Raw genomic sequence first — 15,570 nt, forward strand, 5'->3', positions numbered from 1 at the left:
CGACCGGGAACATAATCCCGGCGGGGAGACCAGGCCGTGAGGCGTCAAACAGCAACAGGCGGAAGCAATTCCGCTGGGTCGGGCCGCGCCCTGCGGCTCGACCCTCTTTCCCTGCCCGTCTCGTACAGCGCGCACGACACCCGTGCCGATGGCGGGATCCGGCAGATCGAATTGCACCGCGAGCGCGTGGTCCTGCGCCGTGCCGTCAGCGGCATGCGCATGGCCCTGAATCTGCGGGTCAGCGACTTCCTCGGCATCGCGCTGCGCGAGGTCGACGACACGCAGCTGATGCTGATCCTGCTTCACCGGGATCCGTCGCTGAGCATCCCGCTCTGCGTCAGCGAGGACGACGAGGAGATCGTTGCTGCCTGGGCGATGTGGAGCGAGACCTTCGCGCTCCCGCAACTCCAGGAGCCGAAGCGGGACGCCGCGCCCCGGCGTCGGCGCCGCAACGCCATCCGTTCGCGCCGCCCGCGTTTCCTGATGCGTCGCCGCGTCGGAGCCCCGCTCAATCCGGTGTCGATCCATCGTGGCGAGCGCGAGATCATCGCGCGGGACTGATCAGGTCGCGCGCAGCACGGCATCGACCAGCAGGCCGGCAAACAGCAGCAGTCCGGCATCGCGGTTCGATTTGAACAGGCGCAGGCACAGTGCGGGATCAGCGGTGTCGAGCCGTTGGATCTGCCAGCCGAGATGTGCGGCGAAACCGGCGAGGCCGAGCCACGCCGCGACATGGACATCGGCCGTGACGAACGCGGCTCCGATCAGCACGACGGCCAGCGAATAGAAGATCACGAGCGCCAGATGCGTGCGCTCGGCGAACAGTCGCGCCGTCGACTTGATGCCGATCAGCGCGTCATCCTCGGCATCCTGATGCGCATAGATCGTGTCGTAGGCGATCACCCACGAGATCGATCCCGCATAGAGCAGCAGCGCCGTGGCATCGAGCCGGCCGAAGGCGACGGCGAAGCCCATCAGCGCGCCCCAGGAGAAGGCCAGTCCGAGAACCACCTGCGGCCACCAGGTGACGCGCTTCATGAAGGGATAGATCGCGACGATCAAAAGCGAGGCGATGCCGGTCAGAATCGCAAACCGGTTGAACTGCAGCAACACCGCAAGGCCGATCAGGGCCTGGGCCACCAGGAAGGCGAGCGCCTGCTTGACGCCGACCTGACCGGCCGGAATCGGGCGGGAGCGCGTACGCTCCACCTTGGCGTCGAGATCGCGGTCGGTGATGTCGTTCCAGGTGCAGCCGGCGCCGCGCATCACGAAAGCGCCGACGAAATACAGCCCGATCCACGCCGGCAACATCGCCAGGCTGCCCGAGATTCCAGCGGCCAGCGCGGCCGACCACCAGCACGGCATCAGCAGCAACCAGGATCCGATCGGACGGTCGAAGCGGGCGAGCCGCAGATAGGGCCGGCTCCAGGCCGGCGCCAGCGTATCGACCCAGTTGCCGGTCGCGTCAGCTACGCGGACGGCGGTGTCGCTCATCGGGTGAGAACGTTGCCGGTCAGCGTATCGAAGGCCGAGCCGCCCTTCTTGCTCGTGTTCGCTTCGGGCAGTGCGGCCGACGAGCCGAGGACGTCGCTGAGGCCGGGCGCGGGGGCCGGGCCGCCGCCCTTCTGCATCTGCTCCGCAACGGTGCAGACCTTCTGCTGAATGCCTTCGGTGCCCTTGTGGTTGGTCTTCAGCTGATCGGCGATCTGGCCGGGGATGCCGCATCGCGCCGAATTGGCCTCGACGTATTTGATCATCTTGACCTCGGCCTGGCTGAAGCTCCGGAACAGCTTGCAGGCCTCGACCGGCGTGGCCTTGCGCTTGCTCGCCTCCTGGATCAGCTTGCCGCGGCGTTCGGCCTCCTCACGCAGCGGCACGAAATCCTTCATGCAGCTGTCCGACGGACCGGCCTGCTGCTGCGGCGGTGCGAAACCGCCTCCGCCGCCACCGAAGGCAGCAGGACCGGCGCTGGGGAAGGCGCCAGCGGGCGCGGCCGCCGGAGCGGCCGCGTTGCCGTTGATGGGCGGAAACGGTGAAGCGCTGCTCTGGGCCGGCGACTGTCCCGGCAACGGCGCGGGAAACGAGCTCTGCGCCGAGGCGGTCCCGGCTGAGAGCAGGACAGCGGCGGCGACGAACGGCACGAGGGGATGGCGGACGATCAAGGCTGGTTCTCCGGCAAGACCAAGAATCCTCAACACTTCCGGATGAAAGCGCGATCCGATCCGGGGCTTTTACGATTCTCGCCCGTCCAGCACAACCGCGGAGTTGACCGCCTCCGCGACGGAGGGCCGCAGCCAGAGGTTCCGTAACGGTGAGCCGCCCAGCTCCGGGTTTGCCGTCCCCAGCTTCAGGCCGGGACATCCTTCATTCAACACCTCGATCGATTGCGGTGGCCGAAAAACGCCCGCGCCCGCGCTCAGGACGGCCCCGCTGATCCCCCGGTCGACGGAGACCCGGCGCCGGCATCGGGCGCGAAGTTCCAGGTGACCGTACAGACCTTGCGCATCACGGTCAGGGTGCTCTCGTGATTCGCCTTCAGCTGATCGGTGATCTTGGCGGGGATTCCGCACATCGAGGCATGGGCGACCGCGAAAGCGATCATCTTGGTCTGGGCGAGCTCGTAATCATGCACCAGCCGGCAGGCCTCGCCCGGCGCGATGCGGCGCTCGGTCGCCGCCTTGAGCAGCTTGGCCCGGCGGGCGGCCTCGTCGCGCAGCGGCGTGAACTCCTTCAGGCAGCCCTCCGGAGGGCGGAACCCGCCCGCCGTGGCCCCGCCGGGAGCCGCCGGGGTGGTCGGCTGCGGAGCCGCAACGCTCTTGTCGTCGGCCCGGGACGGCGCGGCGGATAACATGATGGCCGCGGCGAGAATCCAGAGAACCCAGGTGGAATGTCGGCTGATCACGGCTGTCTCTCCTCGCCGGGCTCAGACCCGCGGCGGGGGTCGGAGCCGCGGCTCTCGGCATCGTCCCGAACCTGCGCGGGTCGAACGATCACCAGTCCTGCGGGCATCCAAACGGTAAAATCTGTCGACAGCACGGCCAAAACGGGCCATCGCCGGTGCACCCTGCGAACCGGGTGCCGGCTATGCGGCCGGCGCCCGGTCCGGTAAGCCGTCTCCGTCCTCTCGTCACGCCCGTGCCATGCCCCAGTACGACTTCACCGCCCCGCGCCTGTTCGTCGATGCCCCCCTGCAGGAGGGTGGCGCCGTCGCGCTGGAGCGCAATCAGAGCAACTATCTCGGCAACGTGCTGCGGCTCGGCGCCGGCGATCACGTGCTGGTCTTCAACGGCCGCGACGGCGAGTGGCAGGCGGCGATCCAGGGCCGCAAGCGGCCGGACATCCTGACGATCCTGCAGCGGACCCGGCCGCAGGATCAGCTCCCGGACGTCTCCTACGTCTTCGCACCGCTCAAGCACGCGCGGCTCGATTACATCGCACAGAAGGCCGTCGAGATGGGCGCCGCCCGGCTCGTACCGGTGCTCACGCGGCACACCCAGGTGTCGCGGCTCAACGCCGAGCGCATGCGCGCCAACGTGATCGAGGCGGCCGAGCAATGCGGCATTCTCAGCCTCGCCGAGGTGAAGGACCCGGCGCCGCTGGAGCGCTTCCTGCGCGAGCGCCCGGCCTCGCGCCTGCTCGTGTTCTGCGACGAGGCTGCCGAGGTCGCCGACCCGCTGCAGGCCCTGCAGCAGGCCGGCGAGCACGTTGGCATCGATCTGCTGATCGGTCCCGAGGGAGGCTTTGCTGCCGACGAGCGCGAGCTGCTGCTGCGGCAGCCGCGCGTGGTCCGGCTGGCGCTCGGGCCGCGCATCCTGCGGGCCGACACGGCCGGCGTCGCGGCGCTGGCCCTGGTCCAGGCAACCCTGGGGGATTGGCGGAGCCGTTAAGCCCGCCCTCGATTGTATCGCCCGACGCTCCCATTCAGTGTCGAAACCGCCGGATGAGCATGCTAAGGGGCTGCCGCCGCACACAGGCGGCACGCATCCCTGATTGGAACCAAGACCGACATGACCGGACCCGCTCCGACCGGACCCGCCGCGTGGGCGGACACGCTGCTGCAATCCTTCGCGGAGGCCGGCTATACCCGCGCCGAGCCGGCGATCCTGCAGCCGGCCGAGCCTTTCCTGGACCTTTCCGGCGAGGACATCCGCAAGAGCCTGTATCTGACGACGGATGCCGGCGGCGAGGAGCTCTGCCTGCGGCCCGACCTCACCATTCCCGTCGCCCGCGACTATCTCGCGTCCGCCCGCGCCGGCCAGCCGGCCGGATTCAGCTATCTCGGCCCGGTGTTTCGTTACCGCGGAGGTCGCCCGAGCGAATTCCTGCAGGCCGGCATCGAATCGTTCGGCCGCAAGGATCATCCTGCCGCCGACGCCGAGATGCTGGCGTTGGCCATCGAAGCCACCGCAGCGGCCGGGCTCGCCGAGGTCGACATCCGCACCGGCGACGTCGCTCTGTTCACCGCCCTGATCGACGCGCTCGACCTCTATCCGGTATGGCGGCGCCGGCTGGTCAAGGACTTCAACCGCAAGCGCACGCTGGCCCAGGATCTGGAGCGGCTGGCGCTCGCCGAGGTGGCGCCGCGCAACGAGTACGAAGGCGTGCTCGCGGCGCTCGCCGGCTCCGACCGCAAGGCGGCGCTCGCGCTCGTCACCGACCTGATGTCGATCGCCGGCGCGACCGCCGTCGGCGGCCGCACGGTGGCCGAGATCGCCGATCGATTCCTCGAGCAATCCACCCTGAAGAGCGGCGCCCTGCCGCGCCATGCGCTCGACCTGATCAAGCGTTTCCTCGTCATCAGCGGCAGCCCCACCGAGGCCGTGAAGCAGCTTCGCGCGCTCGCCTCCGACGCCAAGCTCGACATTTCGGCGGCGATCGATGCGCTGGAGGCGCGCACCGGCTTCATGGCCCAGCGCGGCATCGACGTCGGCAAGGTGCGCTTCGCCACGGCATTCGGCCGCGGCCTCGACTACTACACCGGCTTCGAGTTCGAGCTGCATCATCCCGGCAATGGCGACGAGCCTCTGGTCGCCGGCGGCCGCTATGACGGCCTGCTCAACCAGCTCGGCGCCGCCTCGTTCATTCCGGCCGTCGGCTTCTCGATCTGGATCGAGCGGCTGGCCCAGATCAGCGCCGCGGGCCATGCCGCGCGCGGGAGAGCATCATGAGCGGCCCCCTCGTCCTCGCCGTTCCCTCGAAGGGCCGCCTGCAGGAGAATGCGGAAGCCTTCTTCGGCCGCGCCGGGCTGAACCTGTCCAAGCCGGGCGGCGCCCGCGACTATCGCGGCACCATCTCAGGCCTCGACAATGTCGAGATCGCCTATCTGTCGGCGAGTGAGATTGCCTCGCAACTGGCGCGCGGCACCGTGCATCTCGGCGTCACCGGTGAGGACCTCGTGCGCGAGAGCATCACGGACGCCGACAAGCGCGTGCTGCTGATCGACACGCTCGGCTTCGGCGGCGCCAATGTCGTCGTCGCCGTGCCGCAGGCCTGGATCGACGTCCGCACCATGGCCGACCTCGACGACGTCACCACCGGCTTCCGCGCCCAGCACAATCGCCGCATGCGGGTCGCGACCAAATACATCAACCTGACGCGCAGCTTCTTCGCGTCTCACGGCATCGTCGATTACCGCATCGTCGAGAGCGCCGGCGCCACCGAGGGCGCACCGGCCGTCGGCACCGCCGAGCTGATCGTCGACATCACCAGCACAGGCTCCACGCTCGCCGCGAATGGATTGAAGGTGCTGGACGACGGCGTCATCCTGCGCAGCCAGGCCAACCTCGTCGCCTCCCGCGACGCCGACTGGTCGGACGGCCCGCGCGAGAGCGCCCGGATCATTCTCGACCACATCCATGCCCGCGCCCGCGCCAGCAAATACCGCGAGGTCCGCACCCGCTTCAAAGGGTGCGACGCAGCAATGCTGACCGAGGCGCACAATCGCTTCGGCGTGGTGGCGCCGTTCGGCGGCCCGACCTCGTCGGGCATGCTGACCCTGCACTGCCCGCCGGCGCAGATCTACGCACTCGGCAGCTTCCTGCGCGCGCATGGCGCCGAGACGGTATCGGTGGCGTCGCTCGACTACGTGCTCGACCGCGAGAATCCGCTGTTTGCCCGCCTCGAGGCCTTCCTGCGATCATAAATCGCCGTTCATCGTAGCGACAGGTGAGCGCGGCTACCATATGTTGGTCGGCGAACGAGGACTCCAAAGCGATGCTGGGTACTGACGTATCGGATCTGACCACGACTGCGGCCGACGCCGCGTCGCAGGGACTGTCGATCGTTATCCCCGTCTACAACGAGGGCGCGGGACTGACGGCGCTGCACGAGCGGCTGAACGGCCTTGCCCGCATTTTGCGCCAGCGCTTTGGTCTCGCCTGCGAGCTCGTCTATGTCGACGACGGCAGCCGCGACAACACGCTCGCGATCGCCCGCACCTTGCAGGCCGATGCGCTCGACGTGCAGGTGGTGTCGCTGTCGCGCAATTTCGGCAAGGAGGCGGCGCTGATGGCCGGCCTCGATCATGCCCGCCGCGGCGCCGTGCTGTTCATGGATGGCGACGGCCAGCATCCGCCGGCGCTGGTCGAGCAGCTCGTCGCACACTGGATCAAGGACGGCTACGACGTCGTCTATACGGCCAAGGCGCACCGCGACAACGAGCCGTTCCTGCGGCGCGTGGCGGTGCACGGCTTCTATTCCCTCATCAACTGGGGAGCGCGCCAGAAGATTCCCGAGGATGCCGGCGACTTCCGCCTGCTGTCGCCGCGGGCGGTCGCGGCGCTGCGCCAGCTGCCGGAGCGCAACCGCTTCTTCAAGGGCCTGGCGAGCTGGATCGGCTTCCGCCAGATCCGCGTCGACTACGAACCCGCGGCGCGCGCGCATGGCGTCACCACCTTCAATCTGACCAGCCTGCTCGGCCTGTCGATCGAAGGCCTGACCTCGTTCTCCGTGGCGCCGCTGCGCTTTGCCAGCCTGCTCGGAATCCTGCTGGCCTCGGCGGCCTTCCTGTTCGGGCTCTCCATCCTGTGGGAGACCTTCGTCAGTGGCAAATCGGTGCCCGGCTATCCCTCGCTGATGGTCGGCCTGATGACGATCGGCGGCGTGCAGCTGATCATGATCGGCATCATGGGCGAGTATATCGGCAAGATTCTGTCTGAGCTGAAGGCGCGGCCGATCTACTTCGTCGCCGAGCACAGCGAGAAGCGCGCCACGCTCGAGGCGCGCAGCGACGGCGGCGAAAGGACTGCCGCCGAATGAGCGAGGCGCCGCACCGGCGCATCTGGCTGTGCGCCGACGATTACGGCATCAGCCCCGGCGTCAACCGCGCCATCCGCGACCTGATCGCGCGCGGGCGGCTGAACGCGACCTCGGTGATGACGGTGGGTGCGGCGATCGGGCGCGACGAGGTGAAGGAGCTGGTCAGCGTCGCCGCCGACAGCCCGCGCTGCGCCATCGGCCTGCACGTCACGCTCACCGCGCCGTTCCGGCCGCTGACGATGCATTTCCGGCCGTCGGAAGGCGGCATGTTCCCTCCCTTTCCCAAGCTGCTGCGCGCCGGCCTGACGCGCCGGCTCGACCCCGAGATGATCCGCGCCGAGGTCATGGTGCAGCTGGCGGCGTTCGGCGAGTTGTTCGGCCGCGCGCCGGATTTCGTCGACGGCCACCAGCATGCCCAGCTCTATCCGCAGGTGCGCGAGGGCTTCCTCGCCGCCGTCAAGGACGCCGCGCCGGCGGCCTGGGTGCGCCAGGGCGGCCGCCATGCGCCGCTGACCCGGCGGCTGGCGGCGCCGAAGGCGCTGCTGCTCGACGCGCTGAGCGCGCAATTCCGCAAGCATGCAAAGCGGGCCGACATTGCCTTCAACCCCGCTTTTGCCGGCGCCTACGACTTCACCAAGGCCTCCGATTTCGGGGCGTTGATGGATGGCTTCCTCGACGCGCTGCCCGAGCATGGCCTGGTGATGTGCCATCCCGGCTTCGTCGATGACGTGCTGATCGCGCTCGATCCGCTCACCAAACAGCGCGAGCAGGAGCACGCCTATCTCGCCGGCGAACATTTCCCCGCTTTGCTCTCGCGCCGCGGCGTGACGCTCGCCTGAACGGATCCGGCTCGCCGGCGACGAACAAATGCCATCTGGCGACGTTTTCACCGCGAGAGCGCCTCGCAAGTCCAACGGCGCTTTGTCGCATACCGAAATTTAATCCGCGGCCCGACTGGCCGGACCGCAAAGTCCCCCTAGATCTTGGCCGCGCTTCGCTGGAACAAGGCAAGCGGCAGGAGAACCACATGACACCGCAAGAACGCCAACTCATCGACGATCTGTTCGACCGGCTCGCCAAGTTGGAGAGTGCGCCGCGTGATGCCCAGGCTGCCGCCGCCATCTCCCAGGGGCTGCAGCAGGCCCCCAACGCCGTCTATGCGCTGGTGCAGACCGTGCTGGTGCAGGACGAAGCGCTGAAGCGCGCCAACGCCCGCATCGAGGAGCTCCAGCACGCCCAGGAGCCGCAGCAGGGCCAGTCGGGCAGCTTCCTCGATACGATGCGTGACAGCATCTTCGGCTCCGGCGGTGGTCGCGGATCGGTTCCCAACGTGCCGCCGCCCTCCTCCGGCCGGCCGGTCTGGAACAGCGGCCAGGCGCTTCCGCAGGGACAGCCGGGATATCCCCCGCAGCCCGGTCCTTACGACCAGGGCGGCTCGGGCCAGCCCCGCGGCGGCATGTTCGGCGGCGGGGGCGGCTCGTTTCTCGGGACTGCGGCGGCTGCCGCGGCCGGCATGGTCGGCGGGTCGCTGCTGCTCGGCGGCATCCGCTCGATGATGGGCGGCGGCCAGCACCAGGCCTTCGGCGACACCTCGCTCGCCGGCGGCGGCAGCCCGTGGAGCGACCAGTCCAGCGGGTCGCTGGCGCGAGATGCCGGCCTCGACGACATCGGCCGCTCCGGCGACGGCGGCGGCCGCGCCGGCCTGTTCGATCAGGCGAGCTACGATGACAGCGGCAATGACGCCGACGCGGCCGATTTCGACGCCGATGACGGCTACGGCAACGATGACGACGGCGGCAGCGACTACGCCTGACGCCTCGCCCTCGCACACACCGCAACGGATCGAGAAGGCCGCCCCGTGGGGCGGCCTTGTTGCATCATGATCAGTGTCCGGACGCCGTGCGCGTCAGAGCACGATGACCCTGGTCCCGACATTCACCCGCCCATAGAGGTCGATCACGTCCTCGTTGCGCATCCGGATACAGCCCGAGGAGACGTTGGTCCCGATCGTCCAGGGCTCGTTGGAGCCGTGGATGCGATACAGCGACGAGCCCAGATACATCGCGCGGGCGCCGAGCGGGTTCTGCGGGCCTCCCTCCATGTGGCGGGGCAAATCCGGGCGGCGCGCCAGCATCTCCGGCGGCGGCGTCCAGTCCGGCCATTCGCGCTTGGCGGAGATCGTCTTCACGCCCGACCAGGTGAAGCCGGGACGACCGACGCCGATGCCGTAGCGCATCGCGGTGCCCTGGCCCTGCACCAGATAGAGGAACTTGTTGGGCGTATCGATCACGATCGTGCCCGGCCGTTCTTTGCCGTCATAGTCAACGATCTGTTTCTCGTATTTCGGATCGAGCGGACGCTGTGTCTGCTCATACGCCTCCTCGTCCGGCGATCCCTGCTGAGGCGCGACGCCGGGCATCGACGGCTGCGCCCCGTAATATGACGGCTGCTGCTGATACATCGGCTGCGGCGGCGCACCGCGGCCGCCTTGCGGATCACCGAACAGGAATTCGATGAAGCCACCGCCCATCCGGGAGCGCTCGACATAGGCCGTGCGCACCGGCGCGCTCTGCTGCGGCGGTCCGCTATAGATGACGGTCGGCTGCTGAAATCCCTGGGCCGCGGCCCGATCCAGACCTGCATAAAGGACGCATGCGCCGGCCAGCAGCGCTGTGGGGAATGATCTGAACATCGACGTACTCTGTACTGTTTCGTCTGAAGACTGTTCGTCGCGCGAGGCGGCAATGCCGTCGCGTATCGTCAATAAAGAGCAAAACCCGATCGCTTTGGTAAACGCAGAGCCCGCCGGGATTCACCATCGCTGCAGGCGGCGGCGGTTTCGATCGCTAGCGTTTATTTTGCGTGAAGGCCGGACGTGCATGGTTAATGGCCGATGCACGGTGTGCGCGAGCGTTGCGCGTGCCCCGGTTCCTGGCGTGAACGTGATGTTAAATAGGCTCCGCGTAGAACTGATCCGAGCAAGAGGTCAGGGATATTGTCATGGCTGTTCGCAAGCGTTTCCGTATCGAAGAAGCAATCGTCGGCCATATGCCGGAGCCCGACTTCGTGGGTGGTGAGATCGGCCCCAATCACAAGGAAATCATGGACGAGCTGCGTGCAATCCGCGCGCAGATGGCCAACGCCATGCGCGGCGGTGGGAACGGCACGGCGAACGCCGCCATCGAAGAGTCTGCCGCACGCGAGGTCGCCGAGGCGCGCGCTCTGCTCGAGACCTATCGCGCGCAGATCGAGCAGTGCGAGAAGCTCAAGGTCGAGCTCGACCTGATCCATGACGCGATCAACCGCACGAAGGGCGAGATCGCGACGCTCCACGCCAAGAGCTTCAACGGCGAGGAGATGGCCAAGGTCAACGGTGAGCTCGGCGCGGTCGTCGGCGGCACGGAGCAGGCCACCCAGCAGATCCTCGAAGCCGCCGAAGCGATCGACCAGGCCGCGAGCGCGCTCGCCAAGGTGGACTCGGCCGATCAGCAGAGGATCCTGAGCGAAGAGATCCAAGAGCGCGTGGTCTCGATCTTCGAGGCCTGCAACTTCCAGGACCTGACCGGCCAGCGCATCAACAAGGTCATGACCACGATGAAGTTCATCGAGCACCACATCGTGGTGATGATGGACATCTGGGGCGGCGTCGACGCCATCAAGGCGCATGTGCCGCCGATCGTCGACACCCGCGAGGGAGACGCCAGGCTGCTGAACGGCCCGAAGGCGGAGGGTGATGTCGGCCACGCCTCGCAGGACGACATCGACGCGTTGTTCAACTGAGCTCATTCCCTGCGCCGGGCAGCGATCCGGCAGGAGATGGCACCCGACAAAAACGCCGGCGGAACCGCCGGCGTTTTTCGTTTGTCGACCGTTGCGGGATCCCTGCCTGGATCTCAGGCCCGTGGTCCGCAGCGGACATAGACCATCGTCTGGTAACGGGTAGCCGCGTCCTTGTCGATGAAGCGGGTGATCAGCACCCGGCCGTCGAAGGAGACCACCTCGCGGTCCTGCTCGCCGCCGGGCGGTCCGGCCGGACCGATGTAGTTCTTGCCGCTGGCCGAGCCTTTCAGCCGGAGTTCCTGCGGAGTGGCCTGGTCGGCCAGATGCATCACGACGCCGCCGGACGTTCCGGCCCCGATCGTATAGGGCTGCTTGCACTGCGCCAGCGCCATCTTCTCGGTGCGCGCGCGGTCATTGGGATTGTTGTAGGCCGCGAGACCCCATTTGCCCACGAGATCCTCGGCCCGAATCGTTGCCGGCACCTCCGGCTCGACCGGCGCCTCGGTCTCCATCGGGCGGCTCGGCGACAGATTGAAGCCACCGCCGCACCCCGCCAGGAAGATCGTGAGCGCCGACGCGATACCGAGAGTGGCAATCGGCCGCGCGCACCGTGAACTCGTCATGGCATCCCCTTAGGAACAAGATCATGGCTGCCCCGTCCGGCAACCAAGCGCAAAACGCGCGTCAGAGCAACGACGTCGGATGACGACGCCGCTCCACTAACATGTCTGGCCCGGTTCAACATCCCCTAACAGCCTCAAGAAGGGCTTAACCGCCGGCCTTTGCTTGACAGGAACAGCGGCAAGCCATATTTCCCCGAGCGGTCTTTAGCACTCGGAGGGCACGATTGCTAAAGCTGCGCGCCGGTTGGTGGCCCAGTTGGGCGCCAATTGTGGCCGCATTCAGATTTCCTCCGACAGCAACCTACCAAAGCACCCGCAAAGGGATCCGTCATGGCCAAATCGAAGTTTCGTCCCCTGCATGATCGCGTCGTGGTTAAGCGCATCGACGCCGAAGAGAAGACCAAGGGCGGCATCATCATTCCCGATTCCGCCAAGGAAAAGCCCTCGCAGGGCGAAGTCGTCGCCGTCGGCCCGGGCGGCCGCGACGAGAGCGGCAAGCTGATCCCGATCGACGTCAAGGTCGGCGACCGCGTGCTGTTCGGCAAGTGGTCCGGTACCGAGGTCAAGCTGGACGGCGAGGAGCTCCTGATCATGAAGGAGTCCGACATCATGGGCGTGGTCGCCTGATCAGAACCGCCTGGGGCGGCCTCGCCGCCGCCCCGGGCCACTAGCGCTTTGCAACCTCGTTCAGGCAACAGTCGGGCGATCACGCCCCTGGCCGTCGAGGTCCACTCGAGGAGAGATTTCAAATGGCAGCCAAGGACGTCAAATTCGCCGGCGACGCACGCGACCGCATGCTGCGCGGCGTCGACATTCTCGCCAACGCCGTCAAGGTGACGCTCGGCCCGAAGGGCCGCAACGTCGTCATCGAGAAGAGCTTCGGCGCTCCGCGCATCACCAAGGACGGCGTCACCGTCGCCAAGGAGATCGAGCTGGAGGACAAGTTCGAGAACATGGGCGCGCAGATGCTGCGCGAGGTCGCCTCCAAGACCAACGACACCGCCGGTGACGGCACCACCACCGCGACCGTGCTGGCCCAGGCCATCGTCCGCGAGGGTGCCAAGGCGGTTGCCGCCGGCATGAACCCGATGGACCTCAAGCGCGGCATCGACATCGCGGTGGCCGCCGTCATCAAGGACATCGAGAAGCGCGCCAAGCCGGTCGCCTCCTCCGCCGAGGTCGCCCAGGTCGGCACCATCTCCGCCAACGGCGATGCCGCCATCGGCAAGATGATCGCCCAGGCGATGCAGAAGGTCGGCAACGAGGGCGTGATCACGGTCGAGGAAAACAAGTCGCTCGAGACCGAGGTCGACATCGTCGAAGGCATGAAGTTCGACCGCGGCTATCTCTCGCCGTACTTCGTCACCAACGCCGAGAAGATGACCGCCGAGCTCGATGACGTCTACGTGCTGCTGCACGAGAAGAAGCTGTCGGGCCTGCAGGCCATGCTGCCGGTGCTCGAAGCCGTGGTGCAGTCGGGCCGTCCGCTCTTGATCATCGCCGAGGACGTCGAGGGCGAGGCGCTGGCCACCCTGGTCGTGAACCGCCTGCGCGGCGGCCTCAAGGTCGCGGCCGTCAAGGCGCCGGGCTTCGGTGACCGCCGCAAGGCCATGCTCGAGGACATCGCGATCCTGACCGGCGGTCAGCTGATCTCGGACGACCTCGGCATGAAGCTCGAGAACGTCACCATCAAGATGCTCGGCCGCGCCAAGAAGGTCGTGATCGACAAGGAGAACACCACGATCGTCAACGGCGCCGGCAAGAAGGCCGACATCGAGGCGCGCGTCGGCCAGATCAAGGCGCAGATCGAGGAGACCACCTCGGACTACGACCGTGAGAAGCTGCAGGAGCGCCTGGCCAAGCTCGCGGGCGGCGTCGCGGTGATCCGCGTCGGCGGCGCCACCGAGATCGAGGTCAAGGAGAAGAAGGACCGCGTCGAGGACGCCCTCAACGCGACCCGCGCCGCGGTGCAGGAAGGCATCGTCCCCGGCGGCGGCGTCGCGCTGCTGCGCGCCAAGAAGGCGGTCGGCCGGATCACCAACGCCAACTCGGACGTCCAGGCCGGCATCAACATCGTGCTGAAGGCGCTCGAGGCTCCGATTCGCCAGATCTCCGAGAACGCGGGCGTCGAGGGCTCGATCGTGGTCGGCAAGATCCTGGACGAGAAGTCCGAGACCTTCGGCTTCGACGCCCAGACCGAGGACTATGTCGACATGGTCGCCAAGGGCATCATCGACCCGGCCAAGGTGGTCCGCACCGCGCTGCAGGACGCCTCGTCGGTCGCCGGCCTCCTGGTGACGACCGAGGCGATGGTCGCCGAGCTGCCGAAGGACGCGGCTCCGGCGATGCCGGCCGGCGGCGGCATGGGTGGCATGGGCGGCATGGGCTTCTGAGCCCTGGGTTCATCACCAAGACTTCAGGAAGGCCGCCTCCGGGCGGCCTTCTTTTTTGCAGAGTGTGCGGGTGGGGGTGCAGCGATTGCAAATCGGCGCTACAGCTTAAGGCCGATTCCGTCCCACAAGGATTTTCAGATGCGCGCGATTTTGCTTGCGCTGGCCGTGATTGCAGCGGCCGCGCCGGAACTCGGTTGGGCCCAGAGCAAGAGCGGGACCAAGGCCCCCGCCAACGAGACTCGCTATTTTACCGCGATCGACGGGCTGATGGACGGCAATGCCGACGTCATCCTGAAGGAGACGCGCCAGGGCAAGACCGTCACGGCCGCGACGCTCGACGTCTGCTATCCCGTGGCCAAGAATTCGGACCGCAAGGACCGCTTCGTCGTGAGCCTCACCGTCAATGGCCAGACCCTCACCGGCGCGACCCAGAGCAACGGTGCCAAGGAGCCGGTCACGGTGAAGCTGAACCGCAAGCCGACCGGCGACACGTTCGAGTTCCGCGGCCAGATCACGATCGGCAAGACCGTGACGGAAGTGGCGTCGACCGACAACTCCGATGTCAGCGAGAAGGAGTTCCAGGAGAGCCAGTCGAGCGACGACGGCATCAACGCCCAGCCGAAGGACTTCACCGACGTCTCGCCCGAGGCGGTGTCCGTTCGCCTCAAGCTCGACGCGGTGACCGACTTCCTGAAGAGCCTGAAGGGCGAGAACGTCGAGGTTTCGCTGCCGAGCCTCATCGTGAGCTGCGATGCCTTGCGCGCGGGCGAGCAGACCATCAGCATGACCGTCGACCCGGACCGCGCCGGCGCGTTGATCGCCAAGGCGCGGGCCACGAACGGCGTCGTGACGGTGGGCTGGACCGCAGGCACCGTCGAAATGGACCGCACCATCCGCTTTGCAGCGGCCGACTGGCGCGACGGCGACAAGATCAACAGGGACAAGCTGGCTGGCGCCATCTCCGACGTGCTGGCCAGGACCTACAACGCCAAGCCGACCGGCGCGGTCTGGAATCCGGTGACGGGCAAGCTGAAACTGACCCTGAAGCGACCTAGCCAGCTGATGCCGTCGCTCGAGCTGACCGATGTCATCGAGGTCACCGGCCTGGTCTCGACCGACAAGCCGGGCAGCACTGAGGCGCTGATGCTATGGATCAGCAGCCCGACGACGACGACGATCGACGAGAACTCGTCCGCCAAGCTGATCCTGTCGGATGAATCCTCCGGCGACGAGGAAGGCGACACCCGCGACGACGGCGGCGCCATCGACGAGCTGGCCAAGGTGTTCAAGGCCAAGCGCTGGGACGCGGACAACTCGGTTTGGAAGTAAGGCGAGCTATCACCGCAGCCGCCGCGATCTCGGTCTCACCCTCCCCTGGAGCGCAGGGCAATCGCATGTGGCGATCGCCGTTTTGTGCTCGTCTCTCTCCACGTCGTCATGGCCGGGCTTGTCCCGGCCATCCACGTCGGCCGGCATGCTGAGAACGACGTGGATGCCCGGGACAAGCCCGGGCATGA

The 15,570-nt window shown here is 67.3% G+C and carries 16 protein-coding genes; 11 read left to right on the forward strand and 5 right to left on the reverse strand.

Annotated elements, in window-relative coordinates:
• The first annotated feature begins 36 nt into the window (after positions 1-36).
• A complete protein-coding gene (locus QX108_RS25955; RefSeq protein WP_315721794.1) occupies positions 37-561 on the forward strand; it encodes a DUF6101 family protein in 525 nt (174 codons plus the stop codon).
• Here QX108_RS25955 and ubiA read toward each other — a convergent pair whose 3' ends face one another.
• From ubiA to QX108_RS25970, 3 genes are all read right to left on the reverse strand, one after another.
• Positions 562-1,494 (reverse strand): 4-hydroxybenzoate octaprenyltransferase, encoded by a 933-nt coding sequence (gene ubiA / locus QX108_RS25960; RefSeq protein ID WP_315721795.1) that lies wholly within the window; start codon positions 1,492-1,494, stop codon positions 562-564. It abuts the gene before it with no gap.
• A complete protein-coding gene (locus tag QX108_RS25965) occupies positions 1,491-2,162 on the reverse strand; it encodes a hypothetical protein (protein WP_315721796.1) in 672 nt (223 codons plus the stop codon). The genes ubiA and QX108_RS25965 overlap by 4 nt, the downstream gene beginning before the upstream one ends.
• Before the next feature lie 254 nt (positions 2,163-2,416).
• Complete coding sequence (locus QX108_RS25970; protein ID WP_315784466.1) at positions 2,417-2,902, reverse strand: hypothetical protein; 486 nt, start codon at positions 2,900-2,902, stop codon at positions 2,417-2,419.
• 238 nt (positions 2,903-3,140) lie between these two features.
• Here QX108_RS25970 and QX108_RS25975 point away from each other — a divergent pair, with 238 nt between their 5' ends.
• From QX108_RS25975 to QX108_RS26000, 6 genes are all read left to right on the forward strand, one after another.
• Positions 3,141-3,887 (forward strand): 16S rRNA (uracil(1498)-N(3))-methyltransferase, encoded by a 747-nt coding sequence (locus QX108_RS25975; protein WP_315784465.1) that lies wholly within the window; start codon positions 3,141-3,143, stop codon positions 3,885-3,887.
• 120 nt (positions 3,888-4,007) lie between these two features.
• A complete protein-coding gene (locus QX108_RS25980) occupies positions 4,008-5,168 on the forward strand; it encodes an ATP phosphoribosyltransferase regulatory subunit (protein WP_315721799.1) in 1,161 nt (386 codons plus the stop codon).
• Positions 5,165-6,142 (forward strand): ATP phosphoribosyltransferase, encoded by a 978-nt coding sequence (hisG, locus tag QX108_RS25985; protein WP_315784463.1) that lies wholly within the window; start codon positions 5,165-5,167, stop codon positions 6,140-6,142. Before QX108_RS25980 ends, hisG begins: the two co-directional genes overlap by 4 nt.
• Before the next feature lie 71 nt (positions 6,143-6,213).
• Positions 6,214-7,257 carry a glycosyltransferase family 2 protein gene (locus QX108_RS25990; protein WP_315721801.1) on the forward strand — a complete coding sequence of 348 codons (1,044 nt, stop codon included), beginning with the start codon at positions 6,214-6,216 and terminating at the stop codon, positions 7,255-7,257.
• On the forward strand, positions 7,254-8,096 hold the full coding sequence (locus tag QX108_RS25995) for a ChbG/HpnK family deacetylase (protein ID WP_315784461.1): 843 nt from the start codon (positions 7,254-7,256) through the stop codon (positions 8,094-8,096). The genes QX108_RS25990 and QX108_RS25995 overlap by 4 nt, the downstream gene beginning before the upstream one ends.
• Before the next feature lie 188 nt (positions 8,097-8,284).
• The gene (locus QX108_RS26000; RefSeq protein ID WP_315784460.1) at positions 8,285-9,070 is read left to right on the forward strand and encodes a DUF2076 domain-containing protein; all 786 of its coding nucleotides are present in this window, start codon (positions 8,285-8,287) and stop codon (positions 9,068-9,070) included.
• A gap of 93 nt (positions 9,071-9,163) precedes the next feature.
• On the opposite strand, the gene QX108_RS26005 is transcribed toward QX108_RS26000, so the two are convergent.
• Positions 9,164-9,949, reverse strand: coding sequence for a L,D-transpeptidase (locus tag QX108_RS26005; protein WP_315721804.1), 786 nt, complete (start codon positions 9,947-9,949; stop codon positions 9,164-9,166).
• A gap of 308 nt (positions 9,950-10,257) precedes the next feature.
• Here QX108_RS26005 and QX108_RS26010 point away from each other — a divergent pair, with 308 nt between their 5' ends.
• A complete protein-coding gene (locus QX108_RS26010) occupies positions 10,258-11,037 on the forward strand; it encodes a protein phosphatase CheZ (RefSeq protein ID WP_315721805.1) in 780 nt (259 codons plus the stop codon).
• A 113-nt stretch (positions 11,038-11,150) separates the two neighbouring features.
• Here QX108_RS26010 and QX108_RS26015 read toward each other — a convergent pair whose 3' ends face one another.
• A complete protein-coding gene (locus QX108_RS26015; RefSeq protein WP_172112485.1) occupies positions 11,151-11,660 on the reverse strand; it encodes a hypothetical protein in 510 nt (169 codons plus the stop codon).
• A gap of 330 nt (positions 11,661-11,990) precedes the next feature.
• Between QX108_RS26015 and groES the strand changes: the two genes are divergently transcribed.
• The 3 genes from groES (at position 11,991) to QX108_RS26030 (ending at position 15,382) form a co-directional block, all read left to right on the forward strand.
• The gene (groES, locus tag QX108_RS26020; RefSeq protein ID WP_008961387.1) at positions 11,991-12,287 is read left to right on the forward strand and encodes a co-chaperone GroES; all 297 of its coding nucleotides are present in this window, start codon (positions 11,991-11,993) and stop codon (positions 12,285-12,287) included.
• A gap of 122 nt (positions 12,288-12,409) precedes the next feature.
• Positions 12,410-14,053, forward strand: a complete 1,644-nt coding sequence (gene groL / locus QX108_RS26025; RefSeq protein ID WP_315784456.1) for a chaperonin GroEL — start codon at positions 12,410-12,412, stop codon at positions 14,051-14,053.
• Positions 14,054-14,191: 138 nt separating this feature from the next.
• Positions 14,192-15,382, forward strand: a complete 1,191-nt coding sequence (locus tag QX108_RS26030; protein ID WP_315784454.1) for a hypothetical protein — start codon at positions 14,192-14,194, stop codon at positions 15,380-15,382.
• The last annotated feature ends 188 nt before the right edge of the window (positions 15,383-15,570 follow it).

The organism is Bradyrhizobium sp. SZCCHNR1002, from assembly GCF_032381435.1.
Lineage (GTDB): Bacteria > Pseudomonadota > Alphaproteobacteria > Rhizobiales > Xanthobacteraceae > Bradyrhizobium > Bradyrhizobium aeschynomenes.

Coding starts and splice junctions, on each gene's coding strand:
- QX108_RS25975 (WP_315784465.1), top strand. CDS start 3,141: ATGCCCCAGTACGACTTCACCGCCCCGCGCCTGTTCGTCGATGCCCCC.
- QX108_RS26015 (WP_172112485.1), bottom strand. CDS start 11,660: ATGACGAGTTCACGGTGCGCGCGGCCGATTGCCACTCTCGGTATCGCG.
- groL (WP_315784456.1), top strand. CDS start 12,410: ATGGCAGCCAAGGACGTCAAATTCGCCGGCGACGCACGCGACCGCATG.
- QX108_RS25995 (WP_315784461.1), top strand. CDS start 7,254: ATGAGCGAGGCGCCGCACCGGCGCATCTGGCTGTGCGCCGACGATTAC.
- groES (WP_008961387.1), top strand. CDS start 11,991: ATGGCCAAATCGAAGTTTCGTCCCCTGCATGATCGCGTCGTGGTTAAG.
- QX108_RS25980 (WP_315721799.1), top strand. CDS start 4,008: ATGACCGGACCCGCTCCGACCGGACCCGCCGCGTGGGCGGACACGCTG.
- QX108_RS25990 (WP_315721801.1), top strand. CDS start 6,214: ATGCTGGGTACTGACGTATCGGATCTGACCACGACTGCGGCCGACGCC.
- QX108_RS26000 (WP_315784460.1), top strand. CDS start 8,285: ATGACACCGCAAGAACGCCAACTCATCGACGATCTGTTCGACCGGCTC.
- ubiA (WP_315721795.1), bottom strand. CDS start 1,494: ATGAGCGACACCGCCGTCCGCGTAGCTGACGCGACCGGCAACTGGGTC.
- QX108_RS26010 (WP_315721805.1), top strand. CDS start 10,258: ATGGCTGTTCGCAAGCGTTTCCGTATCGAAGAAGCAATCGTCGGCCAT.
- hisG (WP_315784463.1), top strand. CDS start 5,165: ATGAGCGGCCCCCTCGTCCTCGCCGTTCCCTCGAAGGGCCGCCTGCAG.
- QX108_RS26005 (WP_315721804.1), bottom strand. CDS start 9,949: ATGTTCAGATCATTCCCCACAGCGCTGCTGGCCGGCGCATGCGTCCTT.
- QX108_RS26030 (WP_315784454.1), top strand. CDS start 14,192: ATGCGCGCGATTTTGCTTGCGCTGGCCGTGATTGCAGCGGCCGCGCCG.